Origin of the sequence: Sphingobium sp. B11D3B (assembly GCF_025961735.1) — a bacterium.
Lineage (GTDB): Bacteria > Pseudomonadota > Alphaproteobacteria > Sphingomonadales > Sphingomonadaceae > Sphingobium.
This window is the reverse complement of record NZ_JAOQOF010000001.1, coordinates 815,457-834,064: the sequence shown is the minus strand read 5'-3', so window position 1 is coordinate 834,064 and position 18,608 is coordinate 815,457. Positions and strand designations below refer to the sequence as shown.

General features: G+C 64.8%; 19 protein-coding genes. 7 read left to right on the top strand and 12 right to left on the bottom strand.

Translation table 11 applies throughout. The features are described 5' to 3' along the window. Window positions 1-52 precede the first annotated feature (52 nt). Together def and recR are read right to left on the bottom strand one after the other, a co-directional pair. Window positions 53-583, bottom strand: a complete 531-nt coding sequence (gene def / locus M2333_RS03945) for a peptide deformylase (protein WP_264610927.1) — start codon at window positions 581-583, stop codon at window positions 53-55. Between the two features lie 103 nt (window positions 584-686). Further along, on the bottom strand, window positions 687-1,283 hold the full coding sequence (gene recR, locus M2333_RS03940) for a recombination mediator RecR (RefSeq protein WP_264575611.1): 597 nt from the start codon (window positions 1,281-1,283) through the stop codon (window positions 687-689). A 65-nt stretch (window positions 1,284-1,348) separates the two neighbouring features. On the opposite strand from recR, the gene fmt reads away from it, so the two are divergent. The 3 genes from fmt (at window position 1,349) to M2333_RS03925 (ending at window position 3,538) form a co-directional block, all read left to right on the top strand. Beyond that, on the top strand, window positions 1,349-2,257 hold the full coding sequence (gene fmt / locus M2333_RS03935) for a methionyl-tRNA formyltransferase (RefSeq protein ID WP_264612560.1): 909 nt from the start codon (window positions 1,349-1,351) through the stop codon (window positions 2,255-2,257). Further along, entirely contained in the window at window positions 2,254-3,003 is a 750-nt protein-coding gene (gene truA / locus M2333_RS03930) for a tRNA pseudouridine(38-40) synthase TruA (protein ID WP_264610926.1), read from the top strand. Before fmt ends, truA begins: the two co-directional genes overlap by 4 nt. Before the next feature lie 79 nt (window positions 3,004-3,082). Then, on the top strand, window positions 3,083-3,538 hold the full coding sequence (locus tag M2333_RS03925) for a hemerythrin domain-containing protein (RefSeq protein ID WP_264610925.1): 456 nt from the start codon (window positions 3,083-3,085) through the stop codon (window positions 3,536-3,538). Between the two features lie 6 nt (window positions 3,539-3,544). Here M2333_RS03925 and M2333_RS03920 read toward each other — a convergent pair whose 3' ends face one another. Both M2333_RS03920 and M2333_RS03915 read right to left on the bottom strand, forming a co-directional pair. Further along, window positions 3,545-4,798 carry a pyridoxal-dependent decarboxylase, exosortase A system-associated gene (locus tag M2333_RS03920; RefSeq protein WP_264610924.1) on the bottom strand — a complete coding sequence of 418 codons (1,254 nt, stop codon included), beginning with the start codon at window positions 4,796-4,798 and terminating at the stop codon, window positions 3,545-3,547. Beyond that, window positions 4,795-6,339, bottom strand: coding sequence for an AMP-binding protein (locus M2333_RS03915; RefSeq protein ID WP_264610923.1), 1,545 nt, complete (start codon window positions 6,337-6,339; stop codon window positions 4,795-4,797). Before M2333_RS03915 ends, M2333_RS03920 begins: the two co-directional genes overlap by 4 nt. A 143-nt stretch (window positions 6,340-6,482) precedes the next feature. On the opposite strand from M2333_RS03915, the gene M2333_RS03910 reads away from it, so the two are divergent. Both M2333_RS03910 and M2333_RS03905 read left to right on the top strand, forming a co-directional pair. Continuing rightward, entirely contained in the window at window positions 6,483-6,788 is a 306-nt protein-coding gene (locus M2333_RS03910; RefSeq protein WP_264610922.1) for a phosphopantetheine-binding protein, read from the top strand. Between the two features lie 185 nt (window positions 6,789-6,973). Further along, complete coding sequence (locus M2333_RS03905; RefSeq protein ID WP_264570643.1) at window positions 6,974-7,270, top strand: hypothetical protein; 297 nt, start codon at window positions 6,974-6,976, stop codon at window positions 7,268-7,270. 111 nt (window positions 7,271-7,381) lie between these two features. Here M2333_RS03905 and trxB read toward each other — a convergent pair whose 3' ends face one another. The 6 genes from trxB to M2333_RS03875 all read right to left on the bottom strand — a co-directional run bounded on the left by trxB (window position 7,382) and on the right by M2333_RS03875 (window position 12,674). After that, on the bottom strand, window positions 7,382-8,353 hold the full coding sequence (gene trxB, locus M2333_RS03900) for a thioredoxin-disulfide reductase (RefSeq protein ID WP_264575604.1): 972 nt from the start codon (window positions 8,351-8,353) through the stop codon (window positions 7,382-7,384). Continuing rightward, entirely contained in the window at window positions 8,350-8,481 is a 132-nt protein-coding gene (locus tag M2333_RS03895) for a hypothetical protein (protein WP_264573070.1), read from the bottom strand. Before M2333_RS03895 ends, trxB begins: the two co-directional genes overlap by 4 nt. Window positions 8,482-8,607: 126 nt before the next feature. Further along, window positions 8,608-9,342 carry a peptidase gene (locus tag M2333_RS03890; protein ID WP_264573071.1) on the bottom strand — a complete coding sequence of 245 codons (735 nt, stop codon included), beginning with the start codon at window positions 9,340-9,342 and terminating at the stop codon, window positions 8,608-8,610. A gap of 55 nt (window positions 9,343-9,397) precedes the next feature. After that, window positions 9,398-10,237, bottom strand: coding sequence for a transglutaminase family protein (locus M2333_RS03885; RefSeq protein ID WP_264610921.1), 840 nt, complete (start codon window positions 10,235-10,237; stop codon window positions 9,398-9,400). An 18-nt stretch (window positions 10,238-10,255) separates the two neighbouring features. Next, a complete protein-coding gene (locus M2333_RS03880) occupies window positions 10,256-11,188 on the bottom strand; it encodes an alpha-E domain-containing protein (RefSeq protein ID WP_181559953.1) in 933 nt (310 codons plus the stop codon). Window positions 11,189-11,267: 79 nt separating this feature from the next. After that, on the bottom strand, window positions 11,268-12,674 hold the full coding sequence (locus tag M2333_RS03875; RefSeq protein WP_181559954.1) for a circularly permuted type 2 ATP-grasp protein: 1,407 nt from the start codon (window positions 12,672-12,674) through the stop codon (window positions 11,268-11,270). A gap of 406 nt (window positions 12,675-13,080) precedes the next feature. Between M2333_RS03875 and leuA the strand changes: the two genes are divergently transcribed. Next, window positions 13,081-14,775 (top strand): 2-isopropylmalate synthase, encoded by a 1,695-nt coding sequence (leuA, locus tag M2333_RS03870; RefSeq protein WP_264610920.1) that lies wholly within the window; start codon window positions 13,081-13,083, stop codon window positions 14,773-14,775. A gap of 90 nt (window positions 14,776-14,865) precedes the next feature. Here the strand turns inward: leuA and M2333_RS03865 are convergent, their stop codons facing one another. Together M2333_RS03865 and M2333_RS03860 are read right to left on the bottom strand one after the other, a co-directional pair. Then, entirely contained in the window at window positions 14,866-15,408 is a 543-nt protein-coding gene (locus M2333_RS03865; protein WP_264610919.1) for a cytochrome b, read from the bottom strand. Between the two features lie 77 nt (window positions 15,409-15,485). Beyond that, the gene (locus M2333_RS03860) at window positions 15,486-17,513 is read right to left on the bottom strand and encodes a TonB-dependent receptor (protein WP_413716471.1); all 2,028 of its coding nucleotides are present in this window, start codon (window positions 17,511-17,513) and stop codon (window positions 15,486-15,488) included. A 122-nt stretch (window positions 17,514-17,635) separates the two neighbouring features. Here M2333_RS03860 and M2333_RS03855 point away from each other — a divergent pair, with 122 nt between their 5' ends. Beyond that, window positions 17,636-18,604, top strand: a complete 969-nt coding sequence (locus tag M2333_RS03855; RefSeq protein WP_264610918.1) for a helix-turn-helix domain-containing protein — start codon at window positions 17,636-17,638, stop codon at window positions 18,602-18,604. Window positions 18,605-18,608: the final 4 nt, after the last annotated feature.

Sequence of the window (18,608 nt, the reverse complement as noted above, 5' to 3'; positions counted from 1 at the left end):
TTCTTGCCGATCAAATTAGAAAACTAAGCCGCGCAGCAATCGGCGCGGAAGCTCAGGCCGCTTTGCGGGTCTTGGCGAGCTTCTTGAGCAGCATGTCCCGCTTGAGCCGCGACAAATGGTCGATAAAGAGAATGCCTTCGAGATGGTCCATCTCGTGCTGCAGGCAGGTCGCGAGCAGACCTTCTAGCTCTTCCTCATGAATCCGGCCCTGCCGATCCATCCAGCTGGCGCGGATGCGCGCTGGCCGCTCGACCTCGGCATATTGGTCCGGCACGGAGAGGCAGCCCTCATTATAGACCGAGCTTTCCGGAGACCCGTCGAGAATCTGCGGATTGATGAACACCAGCGGATTCTTGACCGGCGGCGCGTCTTCCGCGTCGGACTCGGGCTCCTGCAGATCGATCACCAGCACCCGCTTGGGCACGCCGACCTGGATGGCCGCCAGCCCGATGCCCGGCGCATCATACATCGTGTCGAACATGTCATCGATCAGCGTCTGCAAATCATTGTCGATCGCCTCGACGGGCGTCGAAATCGTCCGCAGAATCGGGTCCGGGGTCTCAAGGATCGGTCTAATGGCCATGCTGTCCAGATATGAAAGCCAAGGCGCGAGATCAAGCCGTTGTTAACGCTTTGTTCCGATCAGGCTGATCGAACGCGGCAGGATCTGCCCGCGTATCCGCCCCTCAACCAATCGGCCGCCGCGCCCGCAGCGCCTGCGCCAGCGTGCCCTCATCAAGATAATCGAGTTCGCCCCCGACGGGCACGCCATGAGCCAGTTGTGTCAGCCGCACCGGATAGGCCTCCAGCCGCTCCGCGATGTAATGGGCCGTCGTCTGCCCCTCCAGCGTGGCGTTCATCGCCAGCACGACTTCATCGATGCCGCCATCGGCGACGCGTTGGACAAGGCTGGCGATCGAAAGGTCTTCGGGCCGCACGCCATCCAGCGCGGAGAGCCGCCCGCCCAGCACATGGAACCGTCCCGGGAACAGGCGCGACTTTTCCAGCGCCCAGAGATCCGCCACATCCTCCACCACGCACAAAGCGCGGGCATCGCGGCGGGGATCGGCGCAAATGGCGCAGGGATCGATGGTATCGACATTGCCGCAGACCGAACAATGCACCATCCGCTCGCTCACGCTTTCCAGCGCGCGCAGCAGCGGCACCATCGCCGCATCGCGCCGCTGCAGCAGGTGTAGCACCGCCCGCCGCGCCGAACGGGGGCCAAGGCCGGGCAGCCGGGCAAGCGCCTGCGTGAGCGCGTCGATCTCTGGCGAGGACATGACTGCCAAATAAGGGCTTGCGCTGCGATGATACAAGCGTTTCAGAGGGCCGCATGAAAGAGCCTTTGCGGATCGTCTTCATGGGAACGCCGGATTTCGCGGTGCCGACGCTCGATGCGCTGACCGCGGCCGGCCATTCCGTGGTGGCGGTGTATACGCAGCCACCACGTCCGGCAGGTCGCGGCAAGGCGCCTCGCCCGAGCCCGGTGCAAGCCAGAGCGGAGGCGCTGGGCCTGCCGGTGCGAACGCCCCTCTCCCTGAATGACGCGGCGGAACAGGACGTCTTCGACGCTTTCGAGGCGGACGTCGCCGTGGTCGCCGCCTACGGGCTGATCCTGCCGATCCCGGTTCTCCACGCCCCACGGCTCGGCAGCCTCAACGTCCACGCCTCTTTGCTCCCCCGCTGGCGCGGCGCGGCACCGATCCAGCGTGCCATCCTCGCCGGCGATGAGCGCACCGGCGTCACCATCATGGCGATGGCCAAGGGTCTCGATACCGGGCCGATGCTGGCAAAGGTCAGCACGCCCGTGGACGAGAAGACCGCCGGCGCGCTGACCGAGGAGCTGGCGCATGCCGGCGCCGCGTTGATGGTCCAGGTGCTCGATCAGATCGGGGCCTATCCGCCGATCGTCCAACCCGAGGATGGGGTGACCTATGCGGCCAAGATCGACAAGGCGGAGAGCCACCTCGATTTCACCGCCGGGCCAGTCGCGGTCGAACGGCACGTTCGCGCCTTCAATCCCGCGCCGGGCGCATGGTTCGCGCACAAAGGCGAGCGCTACAAGGTTCTGGCTGCCTCAGTCGATTCTCAGCCCGGCCCCGCGGGAACCGTGCTCGACGAGGGTCTGCTGATCGGGTGCGGCGAGCAGGGCTCGCTGCGCCCCACCCTCATCCAGCGCGCCGGCAAGGGCGCCATGGCCACCGCCGATCTGCTGCGCGGCACTGCCATTCCGGCCGGCACCCTCTTGGAATGACCCGCTTCGCTTTCACGGTCGAATATGACGGGCGACCCTATATGGGCTGGCAGCGCCAGGCCCATGGCCCGAGCGTGCAGCAATGCATCGAGGAGGCGTTGGGCCGCATCGCCGGCGGCGCGCCGATCGTCCATTGCGCCGGGCGCACCGACGCGGGTGTTCATGCCCTCGGCATGCGAGCGCATGTCGATCTGGACAAGGCGATCACGCCTTTTCGCCTGATGGAAGCGCTCAATGCCCATCTGCGGCCCGAGCCGATCGCCATTCTGACCTGCGAAATCGTGCCGGAGGATTGGCACGCCCGCTTCTCCTGCGTCGCGCGCGCCTATGAGTATCGCATCCTTAACCGCCGCGCGCCGCTCACCTTCGAGAGCGGCCTTGTCTGGCGTGTGCCGCAGGTGCTGGACGCCGAGCGGATGCACGAGGCCGCGCAGGCACTGGTCGGCCGACATGATTTTACTACCTTCCGCTCCGCGCAATGTCAGGCGGACAGCCCCCACCGCACCCTCGCCCGCCTTGATGTCGTGCGCATCGGCGAGCGCATCACCGTTCACGCCAAGGCCCGCAGCTTCCTTCATCATCAGGTCCGCTCGATGGTGGGCTGCCTTGCCTTGGTCGGCACGGGCACATGGTCACCCGACGACCTCAAGGCGGCGCTGGACGCGCGCAATCGCGCGGCGCTGGGGCATAATGCACCGCCGGACGGCCTTTATTTCATTGCGGCGGACTATTCCCTAACCGCCTGACAACACATTGTTAAAGCTCCCGGGCGCAGACTGGATGCTCAGATGGACATGCGAGCGGTGTCGCGAGGCAGGCTAAGACATGGAATTGGGGTATCTTCAGGCTGAACATATGGCGCTGCTCGAGCTGTGCCACCAAGTTACGAGCCCGGCGGCGCAGCGATCCGGCGCGGAGGTGGGCGAACTGATCGCGGTGCGCAGCAAGTTGAACCGCATCTTGATCCGCCATCTGGCCAAGGAGGATAAGCACGTCTATCCAGCCCTGCGCGCCAGCGGCAACGGCAGGATCGCCACGCTCGCCTCGCAATATCATGCGGAGACCGGCCATCTGGGGGATCTATGGGCCGATCTGATGAAGGCGTGGCCGGACTGTCGGATTTTCCAGGAACCCGAGGCGTTTCGCGCCGCCCTCCGGCCCGCGCTGGAGGCTTTGGTCGACCGCATCCAGAGGGAAGAGCAGATGCTCTATCCGGCCTATCTGGAGTCGCAGGGCCTGAGTGGGATTGGGATTGCGCCCGATCAGGCATCAGCCGCCTGACGCGTATCAATCCTCTTCGACCAGCAACTCAGCTGCAGGAGCATGACCCAGGAAGGCCGCCGGACTCGCACTCGCGCCATAAGCGCCGGCCATGAACAGCGCGACGAGATCGCCGACCGCGACAGGCGGGAGCATCACGGCATCGCCGAGCCGATCCAGCGGCGTGCAGAGGCAACCGACCACATGGACCGGCTCGCTCGCTGGCGGCTCATCGAAGCGGTTGGCCAGCGCAATCGGGTAATTGCGGCGGACCACGGTGCCGAAATTGCCGCTGGCCGCGAGCTGATGGTGCAGGCCGCCATCCACCACGACGAAAGTCTCGCCGCGGCTTTGCTTCACGTCGATCACGCGACTGAGATAGATGCCGGCCTCCGCCACCAGAAAGCGCCCCAGTTCCAGCGCGAATCGGCTCTCGCGCAGGATGGCGGGACGGTCGGCCAGCAGACGGCTCAGCCCGTCGCCGATGATGGAGAGGTCGAGCGGCACGTCACCGGGGAAATAGGGCACCCCGAAGCCGCCACCGAGATTGACCAGCGGCGGGCTTGCCCCCACCTCATCGGAAAGGCGCGCGACGAGATCCATCGTGGCCGACTGGGCCGCGACGATGGCCTGCGCATCCAGCGACTGCGAGCCGGCAAAGACATGCCAGCCGCGCCATTCCGCTCCTGCGGCGATCAGGTGGCGGGTCAGTGCGGCCGCACGATCGGCATCCACGCCGAAGGGCCGCGCGCCGCCCCCCATCCGCATGCCCGAGCCCTTCAGTTCGAAATCGGGATTGACGCGCACCGCGAGCCGGGGCCGGACATTGGCGCGTGCAGCCAGCGTGAGTGCGCGCTCGGCTTCGCCTTCCGACTCCAGGTTGATCGTCACGCCCGCCGCAAGGGCGTCGTCCAGTTCCCGGTCGGTCTTGCCCGGTCCGGCAAAGCTGATCCGGCTGCCGTCCACCCCGGCTGCCCGCGCCATTTCCAGTTCTCCGGCGGAGGCAATGTCGAACCCGTCCACCAGCTCCCCCATGAGTGCGAGAAGCGGCGCGAAGGGATTGGCCTTCATCGCATAATGGAGATCGACCCCAGCCGGCATGGCCACCCGCAGGGCCGCTACGCGCTGGCGGAGCTTGCCGGCGTCATAGAGAAAGGCCGGCGTCTCCCCGATCTGATCGATCAGCGCAGCCACGCCCTGTCCGCCGACCAGCAGCATGCCCGCCTCGCTCTCATAGCCAGGCGGGATCGGCCCCATCGGCTTGGGCTTGAGGGGCGTCATGCCCCGCCCTCCCCGGCAAGCGCGGCGAGCGCTACGCGATCGATCTTGCCATTGGGGTTACGCGGCATCCGCACCAAAATCCTGATCTCCGCCGGTTGCATGAAATTGGGCAGCGTCTGCCGCATCTGCGCGGACAGACGCTCGCCAAGCGAGTCGCGATCGGCCTCGCATAACGCCGCTTCCGCCCGCACGAACAGCACGATGGCCTGGCCAAGGCGCTCATCCGCGCGACCAAGCGCGCAGGCTTCCGCCACCCCCGCGACGGCCACCGCCGCCTCCTCGACCTCGCTGGGACTGATGCGATTGCCGGCGCTCTTGATCATCGCGTCGTCCCGGCTGACGAAGCGCAGCAAGCCCTCGCCATCTCGCACCACGGTGTCGCCGGACCACACCGCCATGCCACCATAGGCAGACGCTGCGGGCGCCGGCTTGAATCGCTCCGCCGTCCGTGCTGCATCCTGCCAATAGCCTTGCGCCACCAGCGGGCCGCTATGAACCAGTTCGCCTGGCTCATCATCGTCGGTCAAAGTGCCATCTGCCCGCACGACGAGCACTTCCGCGTCCGGTATCGCCTGCCCGATACTGTCAGGGTGGCGATCCAGAAGGTCGGGAGGGAGATAGGTGGAGCGAAACGCCTCGGTCAGCCCATACATGGCGAACACGTCCACACCGGGAAACGCCTCGCGCAAGCGGGCGATCAACGGACGGGTGAGCGCGCCGCCGCTGTTGGTGAGACGGCGCAAGGCATCGCGCGCCTCTGGTGGCCAGTCGATCTCGGTCAATTGCACCCAGAGCGGCGGGACGCCGGCCAGCGTCGTGATGGCGTGCCGGGCTGCGACTTTCGCGACCTCCCGCGGCAGCAGATAATCGAGCGGCACCACACATCCGCCGGCCCACCATGTCGAGAGCAGTTGGTTCTGCCCATAATCAAAGCTGAGCGGCAGGAGCGCGAGAGTACGGTCTGTCGCGTCGAGACCGAGGTAGCCGGCCACTGACCGCGCGCCGATCATCAGATTGGCGTGGCTGAGCATCACGCCCTTGGGCCTCCCGGTCGAACCCGATGTATAGAGAATCTCGGCCAGATCGTCGGGGCGTCCCGTGCCGGGCGGCAACGTCGCGGCGTCCGCATCCTCAATCACAGCGAGCAGCGCGGCCTCTTCCACGCGCGCCACAGCCTCGGCCATATCGCCCGGCTCCAGCGTCCCTAGCCGCGCTGGCTGCGAGATCAGCATCGCCGCGCCGCCATCCCGCACGATATGGGCAACCTGCGCCCGTTTGAGCAGCGGATTGATCGGCACATAGACATGCCCGGCCCGCACCACGGCCAGGGGCAGCAGCGCTGCCAGAAGGCCCTTGGGCAGCCACGCCGCCACTCGACTGCCGGCGGACGCACCTGAGCCCTCCATACGCGCGGCGAGACAGTGCGCGAGCCGCCCCACCATCTGCTCCATCGTCGCATAATCGATCGCCCCGAACTTGCCCGCCAGAGCAATGGCAGTCGGATCGCCCTGCTGTGTCAGATGGTCGAGGGGCGGTAGCATCCCCCGCCCATATCATGTTCTATCAAGGCATGAATAGGCGCGCGCGTTGCGAACGTGGATCGGCCGCAACAGTCGGGCAAGATCGGCCCGGCCCAGCATCGCCATGCTTTCCAAAATGATATCGACCCGTTAGGGGCCCGGTGATGCAGACCAGCCAGGATCGAGAGGGCAATGGCGCCTCCAACCGCGCGGCCAGCGATGCGTTGCGCGCATCGCTCGTGGATGTGCTCGGGCTCGCCCCTCAGCGTGTCGATCTGTTCGACGACGACACGGGTCTGTTCGGGTCGCTGCCGGAACTGGATTCCATGGCTGTCGCCACCTTGCTGACCGATCTTGAGGATCGGCTCGATATCGTCATCGATGATGATGATGTGGATATGGACAGCTTCGAGACGTTCGGCAGTCTGGCCGCCATGCTGAGCCGCAAGCTGGACAGCCGCGCCGCCTGACAGGCGAACTCCTTCGCATTTGCCTGCCACACGCCGCGCGCTGCACCGCGTCATCGGTTTGCATCAAATGCAATCGCTCCGCCGCTTTTTGCGTTTGTGAGCCATGGTGCAGCGCAGCACTATGGCCACGGAAGAACATGGGATGCCGAGCAAGGCTCTTTTGCAACTGACAAAGGAGACTGTTCGTGAAAAATGCTTTTTTTGCCGCCGCACTGCTTTCGTTTGCCGTCGTCACACCCGGCCACGCGAAAGAGGCTGAGAAGACCTTCACACATGAAGGCGTCAGCTACACCTACACCGTCACCGAACTCGGCGACAGCCGCCGGGTGATCGAGGGCCGCGCAACGCCCGGCTCGACCTTCCGTCTCACCGTCGCCAAGGGCCGCGTGATCGGCAGCGCCAACGGCATGCCGGTATCCTTCCGCGTGAAGGATGCGGTCCTGCTGAACGAGACGCCGCTGACCAAGGTTGCCTCGCGCTAATCGCGCCACGTGACCCGTCTGGGCTCGCGCTCAGGCTCAAGACAAAGGAAAGCCGGGCAGACCTTCGCGGTCGCCCGGCTCTTCACATTCTAGTTCACCGTGATGCCGCGATCAGGCCGGGACATGCTCGCGCTGTGATTCAAAGTCGGCTTCCGCAAGGAAGCGCTCGGCGTCCAGCGCCGCCATGCAGCCCATGCCGGCCGCCGTCACCGCCTGACGGTAGATCTTGTCCGTCACGTCCCCGGCCGCGAACACGCCGGGGATGCTGGTGCGGCTCGTGCCTTTCTCGACAACCAAATAGCCTTCATCGAGCGGCAGCTTGCCCTCGAACAGCTCAGTCGCCGGCTTGTGGCCGATGGCGACGAACGCCCCGTCCGTCTCGATATGGCTCTTCTCGCCCGTCTCGGTATCGACCAGATCGACGCCGACCAGACCTTCCGGATCGCCACCGCCGACAAAACGCTCGACGGCCTTGTTCCACACGACCTTGATGTTGGGGTGGGCGAACAGGCGATCCTGCAGGATCTTCTCCGCGCGCAGACTGTCGCGGCGGTGGATCAGCGTCACATCATGGCTATGATTGGTGAGGTACAGCGCTTCTTCGACTGCGGTGTTGCCGCCGCCGATCACCACCACCTTCTTGCCGCGATAGAAAAAGCCATCGCACGTGGCGCAGGCCGAGACGCCCTTGCCCTGCAGCAGATGCTCGCTCTCCAGCCCCAGCCACTTGGCCTGCGCGCCGGTCGCGATGACCAACGTGTCGCCATAATATTCGGTGCCGCCGTCGCCAGTCAGCTTGAACGGGCGCTTGCTGAGGTCGACGTCGACGATCTGGTCGTACATCATCTGCGTACCGACATGCTCGGCCTGCGCCTGCATCTCTTCCATCAGCCACGGGCCCTGAATGACCTCGCGGAAGCCGGGATAATTCTCGACATCGGTGGTGATGGTCAGCTGACCGCCCGGCTGCATCCCCTGCACGACAATCGGCGCCATGCCGGCGCGCGCGGCGTAGATGGCGGCCGAAAGACCGGCCGGCCCGGAACCGAGAATGATCATGCGCGAACTGTGCGTGGCGGTCATGGGTCGATGTCTTCCTTCGCGGACAGATAGGGTTGTTTATGCGCCAGCACGGGGTGGCGATTGTCATTCGCATTTAGGGTGTGCGACGCGGAACTCAATGCTTGGGCGACGAGGTTGGGCTTTTCCAACCTCCCCTCCTCTTTAGAGGAGGGGCCGGGGGTGGTGGCGATGCGCCAGCATCACACCCGCGGTGGATAACAGAAGCGTTGCTGCACCACCCCAACCCCTCCTCTGAAGAGGAGGGGCTAAAGTCTTCAGGATCCCGCGCCGATCATCGAGGGTAGCGAATCGAAGCCGGACTTCAGCACCTCTCCCCATTGCCGGGAAATGGTCGAGAATTCCGGGTCGTCTGCTTCGATCCGGCGACGGACGCTGAACTCATATTGATCGCGTGGGATGATGCTCAGATCGAGCGGCATCCCCACCGACAGGTTGGAGCGCAGCGTCGAATCCATGGAGACGCACACCGCCTTGGCGGCGTCGGAGAGCGACGTGGTCGGCTTGATCATCCGGTCAAGGATCGGCTTGCCATATTTGTGCTCGCCGATCTGGAAGAAGGGCGTGTCCGCCGTCGCTTCGATGAAATTGCCTTGCGAGTAGACCAGGTACAGGCGGGGCTTGCCGCCCTTGCGCTGCCCGCACAGCAGGATGCTGGCACTCAGTGAGGGGCTGGTGCCGCTCATCCCCTCGCGCATTTCCTTCTGAACCGCTTTCATCGCCTCGCCCACCAGATGGGCGGCGCGGTGCATGGTGGCGCAGTTCAGCAGGGTCTCGACCTCAGGATTGTCGACCGCATCCTTCATGGCGCGGGAGAGCTTGGTGCGCACTTCCTGCGTGACCGAGAGGCTCCCGGAACACAGCAACGCAATCGCCCGCTCGCCGGGGCGCTCATAAGTGAAGGTCTTGCGGAACATGCCGATGTTATCGAGCCCGGCATTGGTCCGCGTGTCAGAGAGCATCACCAGGCCGGCCTCGACCCGCAATGCCACGCAATACGTCATTTTATGCCCCTTTTTCATGCCCGCATTGAGCCGCCCGCCCGACTCACTGTTGCGTCTGGGATTGTGCGGTATCCTCAGATGGCAGACTGGCAATCTGCACGTCGTGCGACAATGCGGTTTCGCCCCCTGCGATCATCACGCCCCGAATCGGCGCGGCATCTGCGGCATCAAGGCCACAGCACAGGCGCACATGCCCCTCCACCGGGCAGAGGCCCAGGGTAATATCGAACCCGATCCAGCCCAGCCCCTCTACCCAGGCTTCCGCCCAGGCATGGGGCTCATGGTCGCTATCCGGCCGCTCGTCGTCCCGCAGATAGCCGACCACATAGCGGGCCGGGATCAACAGGCTGCGCGCCGCTGCAATGAAGACATGCGCCTGATCCTGGCACACCCCCGATTTCTGGGCAAAGGCCTGCGCGGCCGTGGTTTCCATGCTCGTGCTGCCGGATCGATATTCGATCTCCTCGTGCACCAGATCGGAGAGGGCGTGCAGGCTGGCGAGCACGCCCTCCACTCGACGCGCGCGCTGGGCCAGATCGGCAATCGCCGCGTCGATCTCGGTCAGCGGCGTCGCGCGCAGGAACAGCTGGGGCCGCACTGCCCCATCGGCAGGCTTGAGCACACCGGCGCAATCGACTGTCCGCACCGTCCCTTCTGACAGGATCGTGACGCTGTCGACCCGTCCGGGCGCGCGCCACACGGCCTCCGCATCGCCATAACCGTTGACGATCCAGCGTTCGATGGGCTGGCCGTTCGCTGTCACCGTCCATTGCTCGACGGTTTGCGCGTTGCTGGTCGCGGGCAACAGGCGCAGGCGCATGACCACGCCGCCAGCCTCCTCCTCATACCGATAGACAGTCTCGTGACGGATCGTGATCCGCATGGCCCGGTCGCCTCCCGCTCAGCCGAAATGATAGGCTTGTGCGATTTCGTGCCCAAGCATGTTGCACTGGACAATCTTGCTCTGGACGGTTTCGTGCAAGCCCCGGCGGAAAATATCTCCGCTATTGGCCTGCGCGAGCGTCTCCACCATCTCCTCGCTGCGCAAATTGGCCGGCGTGCGCTGGCCATGCCAGCTGGCCAGCCGCTGCAGCCGATAGGCGATCTGGTCGAAGCAATAGAGCGTGCTGCGCGGAAACTGGCGGTTCAGCATCAAGAAGTCCGTGATCTGCGCCGGCGTGTAGGAGCCGCCATAGACATGGTGATAGGCGCGGCTGCCCGACAGAGCGTGCAGCACCGAAGTCCATTGATAATGGTCGCGGTGACCGCCGACCACTTCGGTCTCCGGCAGCAGGACGTAATATTTGACGTCCAGCAGCCGCAACGTCATCTGCGCCCGCTCCAGCGCGCCACCGACCCGCAGGAAATCATGCCCCTCGTTGCGCAACTGGCCGCTCTCGGTGGCGCCCCGGAAGATCATCGCGCGGGTCTTCACCCAATCGATGATCTCGGCGAATTCACGGCGCGCATCGTTGACGCCATAGGTTTCCAGTTTGCGCCAGCCCTCGTTGAGCGCTTCCCACATCTCCTGGGTAAGCGCGGTGCGCACCGACTTGCCGTTCTGCCGTGCCCGCGCGAGACAGGCGCGGATGGAGGCCGGGTTATCGGCATTCAGGATGAGATGTTCGACGATGTCGCTCTCGCGGATAATGGCATCCTTGCCGAACACATCCTCGCACTCGGTGACCTGCACGACCGAGCGCCACTCGTCGCGCATCGTCGCGCCGGGGAGGATGGTCATCCGCTGCCCCATGGTGAGCAATCGCGCAGTGGCTTCGGCGCGCTCCATATAGCGGGCCATCCAGAACAGATTTTCGGCGGTCCGGCTCAGCATGGGCGGCCTCCCTTTGGTTGGACCTGCATGTCGCAAACGGCCTCGCGCATCATGGCCGCCTCTCTCATCGCAGCCCCCCTCACCGGAGCACCCACGTGTCTTTGACGCCGCCGCCCTGGCTTGAATTCACCACCAGCGACCCTTCCGCCAGCGCAACCCGCGTCAAGCCTCCAGGCACCAGCCTGATCTCCTTGCCGACAAGGCAGAAGGGCCGGAAATCGACATGGCGCTGTACCAGCCCGACCGGCCCGAGTGTGGGCGCGGCCGAAAGGTCGAGCGTCGGCTGCGCAATGAACTCGGAGGGATTGGCGCGGATGCGCCCAGCATAAGCCTCGATCTCGCTCGCGCTGGCCTTGGGGCCGATCAGCATCCCATAACCGCCCGAGCCGTGAACTTCCTTCACAACCAGCTCGGGGAGATGGTCCATCACATAGGCGAAATCGTCCGGCTTGGAACATTGCCAGGTCGGCACATTCTGCAGGATCGCCGTCTCGCCCAGATAGAAGCGGATCATCTCCGGCACATAGACGTAGATCGCCTTGTCGTCCGCGATGCCCGCACCGGGCGCGGAGCAGAGCGTCACGCCGCCGCCGCGATAAGCATTGAACAGCCCCGGCACGCCCAGCAGGCTATCGGGCCGGAAAGCGAGCGGATCGATGAAATCATCGTCGATGCGCCGGTAGATCACATCCACCCGGCGGGGGCCGCGCGTGGTCTGCATGAAGACCAGCCCGTCTTCCACGAAGAGATCGGCCGGCTCGACCAACTCGACGCCCATCAGGTCGGCCAGATAGCTATGCTCATAATAAGCGCTGTTGAACGAGCCAGGGGTGAGCACTACGACCTGCGGCACGCCCTTGCAGGCGGGCGGCGCCACCTCCTGCAGCGAGCGCAGGAGCTGGCTCGGATAATCGTCCACCGGCGCCACGCGCTGCCGGGCAAACAGCTCCGGGAACATCCGCGTCATGATCTCGCGGTTTTCGAGCATGTAGGAGACGCCCGAGGGCGTGCGACAATTATCCTCCAGCACCATGAAGTCGTCGAGACCAGTGCGGACGATGTCGATGCCGACGATATGGCTGTAGACCCTGCCCGGCGGGGTGAAGCCGGCCATCTCCGGCTTGTAGGCCTTGTTCTGATAGACGATGTCGCCCGGCACGATCCCGGCGCGGATGATTTCGCCGCGATTATAGACGTCGAGCAGGAAGGCATTGAGCGCCGCCGCGCGCTGGCGAATGCCCGCTTCCAGGCGCGCCCATTCCGCAGCGGTGAAGATGCGCGGCAGCAGATCGAATGGAATAAGCCGCTCCGGGTCGCCGCCTTCGCCGTAGACGGCAAAGGTGATGCCGATGCGCCGGAAGATCGCTTCCGCCTCGCTCAATCGTCGGTGCAGCCCCTCGATGCCGGTCTCATCCACCCATTGCTGAACCACCGCGTAACAATCGCGAACGTCTCCAGCCTCACCCAGCATCTCGGAACATGTCATCAGCGTATGCGTTTCTCTATCTTATTGTGCATTGCAGCATAGTGAGCCGGGGAAATTCAAAATCAAGAGTAAAAATCGCGGGAGGGACTATCACGTTCCGCGCGGTTAAAAATATCTCGGCAAGGCGTCATAGCGGATTGACGCACCGCGAAAAATATGGCCGATTACCGCCGTTTTTCTACTTCATGCTGGACGGATGGTGATTTTCCGTGCATGGGAGCGCGCATGGACTTTTGGCTGGCCCTTCGCCTCACGCGACTTACGCGCCCTTAGGCGCGATACCCAAGCGGTTGCCGCAGGCGGCCCGCTGCGCCTAAGGGCCTTTTAGCCACAGAATCAGATCCTCATCAGTGCAAATGGATAGCGCCTGCGTGCATTTGGCTGTGAACAATGAAATGTCCGAACCATGATGCTGAGCGACCCGTCACAGAAATACCGTCCCTTCCCACAAGTGGACCTGCCCGACCGGCAGTGGCCCTCACGCACGATCACGCGGCCGCCCCGCTGGCTCTCGACCGATCTGCGCGATGGCAATCAGGCGCTGATCGATCCGATGGATACCGAGAAGAAGACCCGCTTCTTCGAGCTGCTGACCCGCGTCGGCCTCAAGGAGATTGAGGTCGGCTTCCCTTCGGCGGGCGCAACCGAGTTTGATTTCATCTCCGGCCTCGTCAAATCGGGCCGCATCCCGGATGACGTGATCATCCAAGTGCTCACGCAAGCCCGCCGCGACCTGATCGAGCGGACCTTCGAGAGCCTGCAGGGTGCACGGCAGGCTATCGTCCACGTCTACAACGCCGTCTCTCCAGCGTGGCGGCGGATCGTGTTCAACATGGAGCGGCCGCAGATCAAGCAGATCGCCGTCGATGCCGCGAAGATCATTCGCGACGAAGCCGCCAAGCAACCGAACACGGACTGGCACTTCGAGTACAGCCCGGAAACCTTCTCCACCGCCGAGCTGGATTTCAGCCTGGAGTGCTGCGAGGCAGTGATGGACATTCTCCAGCCCACGCCGGAGAAGCCGCTTATCCTCAACCTGCCCGCCACGGTCGAGGCCGCCACGCCCAATATCTATGCGGACCAGATTGAATGGTTCTGCCGCCACATCCGGAACCGCGACAGCGTGGTCATCTCGCTGCACCCGCATAATGACCGGGGCACCGGCGTGGCGGCGGCGGAGTTGGGGCTGATGGCCGGCGCCGACCGCGTCGAAGGCTGCCTGTTCGGCAATGGCGAGCGCACCGGCAATTGCGATCTGGTGACCGTGGCGCTCAATCTCTACACGCAGGGCGTCTCGCCGGGCCTCGACTTCTCCAATATGGAAGAGGTCGTGCAGACGGTGACCTATTGCAACCAGCTCCCCGTCCACCCGCGCCATCCTTATGCGGGCGATCTGGTGTTCACCGCCTTCTCCGGCAGCCATCAGGATGCGATCAAGAAGGGCTTCGCCGCGCAGGAACAGCGCAATGACGAGATCTGGGACGTGCCTTATCTGCCCATCGATCCGGCGGACATCGGCTGCTCCTATGAAGCCGTGATCCGCGTCAACTCGCAGTCCGGCAAGGGCGGCGTCGCCTGGGTGTTGCAGCAGGACAAGGGCCTCAAGCTGCCCAAGCGGATGCAGGGCGATTTTTCCAAGGTGGTGCAGGACCTGGCGGACAAGTCCAGCCGTGAACTGCATGCCGCCGACATCTGGGAAGCGTTCGAGCAGCATTACTGCCTCGCCGGCGCGCAGCCCTACGCGCTGGTCGATTATGTCGAGAGCGGCCCCGCCGGGAACCGCGTGTTCACCGGCAAGATCGTCCATGATGGCACGGAGCGCAGCATTTCGGGCCGGGGCAATGGCCTGATTTCGTCGGTCCTCTCGGCCCTGCGCGATGAACTCGGCATCGGGCTGGACGTAGTCGATTATAATGAGCACGCCATCGGTACCGGCGGCAACGTCCGCGCAGCGGCCTATGTCGAATGTCGCACCGATGATGGCACCACATTCTTCGGGGTCGGCACGGATGAAGACGTGGCGACGGCATCGGTGAAGGCCGTGCTGTCAGTCGTGAACGCCTATCACCGCCGCCAGAATGCAGCAGCGAAGGCTGCCTGACAGGCCCGATCCTTCAGAACATCGATAAACCCGGCCGGAGCATCCCTCTGGCCGGGTTTTTCATATCCCGCACAGGTTAGGCCCGCAGCGTCACACCATCCGGATAATCAGACCATCCCGCCGGATGAACTGGTGCCATAGCGCCGCGCCGATATGGCCGATTACCAGTGCCCCGAAGATGAGCCCAAGCACCTCATGCGAACCGGCCACGGTCACGATGGCATCGCCCCGCGCCACCGCGAATTTGGGCACGTCGAAGACATTGAACCAGTTGAGCGGCCGCGGACCGGCGGAGGACATGATCCAGCCGGTGAGCGGCATGAGGATCATCAGCGCATAGAGCAAACGATGCATTAACGCCGCCGCGCGCTTGGTGCGTCTGGATATCGTCGTCGGCAGCGGCGGCGGGCTGTTCATCAGGCGCCAGAGCAGGGCGAGCACGGACAGGACCAGCACAGTCAGCCCGATCGACTTATGGATATTCATGACGCCGGGGATCACCGCACCCAGCGGATCGTGCCCGAGGCCGATCGCGATATTGGCGATAATCAGCAGCGCAATGATCCAGTGCAGCCAGATCGCCACCATGGAATAGCGCACCCCCGCGTAAGTCCCCATCACGTCCTCCAACATGCCCAACAATGGGCAGAATGCGGACAAGGGCCCCGCTGCGCAAGAGGCCGCTCAAATATGCGAGCGCGACGGAGGCGCTATCCCCCGATCTGGATGCCGATCCAGAAGGTCTGCGGTGTGCCCAGGTCTGTGCTCACGGCGCCGTTGGTCGAGGTGACCTGTCGGGTGACCACGCGCTCGTCGAACAGGTTCTCGACCCGGCCGACCAGCGCCATCCGGCCGGTCAGTGGCACGCGGGCATAGCCGTCGAGCGTGGTTGCGGCGGGCATCCGGTCGGCCTGCAGATCGTCCTCATATTGCGGGCCGACATGGCGCACGGTGAGCGCGAGGCGGGCATTGCCGGGCGCGTGCCAGCCCAGCGTGGCGCTGGCGCCATGGCGCGGGCTTTGTGCCGGTTGCAGGCCATCGAGCTGGGCCGCCGCGCCGCTCGCCTCCACGCGGCTGTCATTATAGGCATAGGATGCCGCGAGATCGAAGTCCCCCAGCGTCATCGTCCCGCTCACTTCCACGCCCTTCGCCACAATCGCATCGACATTGCGGCGCTGGCGCAGATTGGTGCCGATCGTCACGTTCGCGACGGCATCGGCCAGACGATTGTAGAAGGCAGTAGCAGAGAGCGTCAGGCCGGGCGCCGGCGTCAGATCGAACCCGGCCTCGACACCGCGCAGCCGCTCGGGGGCGAGATCGGCATTGGCCTGCGTCGTCACCGGGAATACCGTGAAGCCGCGATACAGCTCGTTGATCGTCGGCAGGCGGAAGCTAGTGTAGCCCGCTGCACGCAAAGCGACTCCCGGCGTTGCCTGCCAGATCAGTCCCGCGCGGAAGCTGCCCTCCCAATCCTCGCGGTCGGCATAGGTCACCGTCCTGACTGCCCCGGAGGCCGGCGTTCGCTCGGTGAAGCGCCCACCGCTGATCCGCCAATAGTCGAGGCGCGCGCCACCGGTCAGGATGAGGCGCCCGAGCGACCAGTCATCCTCCACATAAATGCCGCTCGTGACCTGTCGCCCGCTGGCTTCACGCCGCGCAGTCGCGGCGCCGGTCGTGGCGTTAAGTGCCTCCTCATACATGTCTGCGCTCGCGAACCGGCTATCGGCGCCGATCCGCAGCAGATGATCCTCGCCCACCGGCGGGCGCACCTCCAGCTTGCCACCAAGGCCTGTCGAAGGAGTGTTGCGCTGGTTCAGCGTCGGGCGGAAGCTCGTCGCGCTGACCACGATGTTGCTGAAGTTGCGCAGTTGCACATAGCCCAGCGCCTCGACCTGCCAGTCGCCGCGCCCGACATAACGGAGGCTGGCGTCCTGCCCTTCCTGCGCGCTATCTGCCCCGGCGAAGCGCAAGGTCCGGTCATCGCGAAACAGGCCGATGCGTGCCTGCATCTCGCTCGACTCGCCCACGGCGGCGACACCGCGCGCGCTCACCGCCCATGTCTCGTAGCCCGCCGGCACGCTGGCCGCGACGCGCTGGTCCGCAGGCGTCGTCCAGAAGCCATCACCCCGGGCATAGCTGCCGGAGATGGAGACGAAGCCATTGCCGAGATCGGGACTAAGGCTCGCCTCGATCTGCTGCGCATTACGCGAGCCATAGAGCGCCCGCGCGCTATAGCGCGGCAATTGCGTGCGATCGGCGCTGAACAGCTCGATGCTGCCGGCGACCGTGCCGGCCCCGAAGCTTCCCGCACCACCGCCCCGGGTGATCCGCGCCGCGCCGATTCCGTCGAGCGGCAGGGCATTGAACGGAATGGAACCGAAGAAGGGATCGGCCAGCGGCACGCCATCCAGCAGCACGACCGCCCGGCTGGTCGCATTGCCGCCCAGCGCGCGCAGCGTGACGCCCTGCGCCGAAGGATTGGCCGAGCGGCTATCCGACCGGCGGAACTGCTGGAAGCCGGCGACATCGCCGAGCGCATGCTCGATCGTGCCGGAGGCGTCCTCCGCCAGCCGCATCTTCTCGAGCGTGACCGATCCATAAGCCGGCGTGCCTGGCGGCAGCGCAAGCCCCTGCCCCAGCACCACCACATCCGGGCCGGTTTCCTGCGCGTGAAGGGGCATGGAGAGGAGCAGACTGGTGCCGCTGAGCAGCGCGACGAAACGGAAATGGGTCATCATGGGGCCGGGCCATGCCGGATCGGCCCGGCCTTGGCAACGCCGCGATAAATAAGCGGGGATGTCTGACCATTTGCTTTGACAAGGCCCGGCACCTGTCTCAATACAGGATTGGAGTTGAGGAGATGGAAGCAGTCAATCTCGAGGGTCTATCCTCGGTTGTCGACCTGAGCGGCTTTGATCGGGCCAAGCGCGCGGACATATGGGCTGGCGCGGCGCCGAATGTTTTTCCCGGCCTATGCGTACAGGCGATCGAGGCCAATCCCACAATCGGGGCAATCCTGCATCGCCGTGTTGGCCCGGGCGCGCTGTTCGCCGTGTCTTCCGCCCCGGCCGAGGTGACATACGCGCCCACCGGCAGCCCGGAATCCCACCAGTTTCTCACTATGATGTTGCAGGCTGAAGGCAGCTCTCTTGCCACCCAGCGGCAACGCCAGTGCGAGATGGCGCCGGGCGACATCTGCTTTATCGACGAGCGCTACCCATTCCGCCTGTGCGGGCTGGATTACAGCCAGCTGCTGCTGCTGCGCATGCCGCGCGCGCTGGTGATGAGCCGCTTCCCGGACATGGAGCATCTCGTCGCCACGCTCATTCCCGGGCGCGATGCCGGCACCTCTTTGCTCGCTCACACCGTGCTGCACCTGCTGCGCGTGGCGGGCGACCTGCGTGAGGCACAGCAGCACGCGGCGATGAATGCCGTCATCCAACTCCTCGGCGCGACCTCCGGCCTCGCGGTAGAGCTGGAGAATGTCCACTGGCGCGTGCAGAAAGCGCTCGACTATATCGAGCTCAATCTCTCGATCCCCGGCCTGACCGCCGAACAGATCGCGCAGGCGCAGCATATTAGCCGTCGCCGGCTCGATCAGCTGATGCGCGATGCGCTCGGCGTCTCGATCACCGGGCAAATCTGGAATCGCCGCCTGCAGCGCGCTGCCGACGATCTACGCGATGCACGCTGGGCGGGCGCCTCGATCTCGCAGATCGCTTTTGCCAACGGCTTCGAAGACCCGGCCCATTTCGCCCGCGCCTTCAAGCGCCGGTTCGAGACGACGCCCGGGCAATGGCGCGCCCTCGCCCGGACTTTGACTCACTGACCAG

Bases quoted from the DNA above. Each gene is read 5' to 3' on its own strand.
- def (WP_264610927.1), bottom strand. From the start codon at position 583: ATGGCCATTAGACCGATCCTTGAGACCCCGGACCCGATTCTGCGGACG.
- recR (WP_264575611.1), bottom strand. From the start codon at position 1,283: ATGTCCTCGCCAGAGATCGACGCGCTCACGCAGGCGCTTGCCCGGCTG.
- truA (WP_264610926.1), top strand. From the start codon at position 2,254: ATGACCCGCTTCGCTTTCACGGTCGAATATGACGGGCGACCCTATATG.
- M2333_RS03925 (WP_264610925.1), top strand. From the start codon at position 3,083: ATGGAATTGGGGTATCTTCAGGCTGAACATATGGCGCTGCTCGAGCTG.
- M2333_RS03920 (WP_264610924.1), bottom strand. From the start codon at position 4,798: ATGACGCCCCTCAAGCCCAAGCCGATGGGGCCGATCCCGCCTGGCTAT.
- M2333_RS03915 (WP_264610923.1), bottom strand. From the start codon at position 6,339: ATGCTACCGCCCCTCGACCATCTGACACAGCAGGGCGATCCGACTGCC.
- M2333_RS03910 (WP_264610922.1), top strand. From the start codon at position 6,483: ATGCAGACCAGCCAGGATCGAGAGGGCAATGGCGCCTCCAACCGCGCG.
- trxB (WP_264575604.1), bottom strand. From the start codon at position 8,353: ATGACCGCCACGCACAGTTCGCGCATGATCATTCTCGGTTCCGGGCCG.
- M2333_RS03885 (WP_264610921.1), bottom strand. From the start codon at position 10,237: ATGCGGATCACGATCCGTCACGAGACTGTCTATCGGTATGAGGAGGAG.
- M2333_RS03880 (WP_181559953.1), bottom strand. From the start codon at position 11,188: ATGCTGAGCCGGACCGCCGAAAATCTGTTCTGGATGGCCCGCTATATG.
- M2333_RS03875 (WP_181559954.1), bottom strand. From the start codon at position 12,674: ATGACATGTTCCGAGATGCTGGGTGAGGCTGGAGACGTTCGCGATTGT.
- leuA (WP_264610920.1), top strand. From the start codon at position 13,081: ATGATGCTGAGCGACCCGTCACAGAAATACCGTCCCTTCCCACAAGTG.
- M2333_RS03865 (WP_264610919.1), bottom strand. From the start codon at position 15,408: ATGTTGGAGGACGTGATGGGGACTTACGCGGGGGTGCGCTATTCCATG.
- M2333_RS03860 (WP_413716471.1), bottom strand. From the start codon at position 17,513: ATGATGACCCATTTCCGTTTCGTCGCGCTGCTCAGCGGCACCAGTCTG.
- M2333_RS03855 (WP_264610918.1), top strand. From the start codon at position 17,636: ATGGAAGCAGTCAATCTCGAGGGTCTATCCTCGGTTGTCGACCTGAGC.